Raw genomic sequence first — 1154 nt, 5'->3', positions numbered from 1 at the left:
ATCCCGGCGACATTCGTCCCGGTCTGCTGCTGGAACCAGCGCGGCCGCGCCAGATAGTCGCGCAGCCCGTCGGCGGCCGCGTCCACCCGGGCGACATACCCGGCATCGGCGGCGAGCGCGTCGAGCCGCTCGGCGGGAACCTCACCCAGCATCCGAACCGGATCCTGGCCGACCGCGCGCCACAGCTCCGGGTCGAGGTCGGCGAACAGATCCTGCGTCGGGCCGTGCCACGACCACCGCAGGTTCGTCGACAACTCGCCCAGCGCGGTGAGCCGCTCCGGCAGATGGGCACGGACAGTGAACCGACGAAGTGCCTTCACCCGCCAAAGAGTACCGAGTGTCGCGCCCGGATGCTGTTCGGGAGCCCGAGCGTCGTCGATCCAGCCGGTTCTACCCGGTGAACTGGGCGGCGAACTCGGGAGTGGGCGGGACCTCCGTGATGACGTCGATCAGGACGCCCGAGGGGTCGCTGACGATGAAGTGGCGCTGGCCGAAGTCCTCGGTGCGGAGCGCGAGTTCGGGGTGCAGGCCGCCGGTTTCGACCAGACGGTGCCATTCGGCGTCGACGTCGTCGACCTCGAAGTTCAGGACCAGACCCTGGACCGGCTTGCCGTAGCCCTCGGGGATGGTGGGGTGGGTGGGATCGAGCAGGGCCAGTTCGTAGGCGGGCTCGGCGTCGCGGGCGGGGCGGCGGAGGCTGACGTACCAGTCGGCCTCGAAGGTGATCTCGAAGCCGAACCAGCGCGTGTAGAAGTCGCGGGACTCCGCGATCCGGGAGGTGGCCAGAACCGGGTAGAAGCTGCTCAGTGCCATGACTTTTCCTTTCACATACCGATGGTATGTGTCGTAGGCTAGTTCACATACCACTGGTAGGTCAATGGGAGGACGGCGGATGACAGCCACGGCGCGGGCACGACAGCGCGAGGAGACGCGGCGGGTGCTGGTGACGCAGAGCAGGCGGCTGTTCGCCGCGAAAGGCTATGCCGCCGTTGGCCTGTCGGAGATCGTGTCGGCGTCGGGTGTCACCAAGGGCGCGCTCTACCACCACTTCGACAGCAAGGCCGAGCTGTTCCGCGCGGTCCTCACCCAGGTGCAGCAGGAGGTCGGCGAGCAGGTCGCCGCGGCCGCCGACGCCGAGCGCGATCCGTGGGCCC

3 protein-coding genes are annotated in these 1154 nt (G+C 68.7%); 1 reads left to right on the top strand and 2 read right to left on the bottom strand.

The features are described 5' to 3' along the window. The coding region (locus tag ACWDNU_RS46520) for a DUF3417 domain-containing protein (protein ID WP_449673532.1) at positions 1 to 320 on the bottom strand (320 nt) is incomplete at its 3' end. 70 nt (positions 321 to 390) lie between these two features. Beyond that, the gene (locus ACWDNU_RS46515) at positions 391 to 813 is read right to left on the bottom strand and encodes a VOC family protein (RefSeq protein ID WP_355284230.1); all 423 of its coding nucleotides are present in this window, start codon (positions 811 to 813) and stop codon (positions 391 to 393) included. 79 nt (positions 814 to 892) lie between these two features. Here ACWDNU_RS46515 and ACWDNU_RS46510 point away from each other — a divergent pair. After that, a partial coding sequence (locus tag ACWDNU_RS46510) for a TetR/AcrR family transcriptional regulator (RefSeq protein WP_449673531.1) occupies positions 893 to 1154 on the top strand: 262 nt, incomplete at its 3' end.

The sequence above is a fragment of the Amycolatopsis sp. NPDC003676 genome (assembly GCF_053587275.1).
Note: the sequence above shows the minus strand (reverse complement) of the source record. Positions and strands in the feature narration are given on the sequence as shown.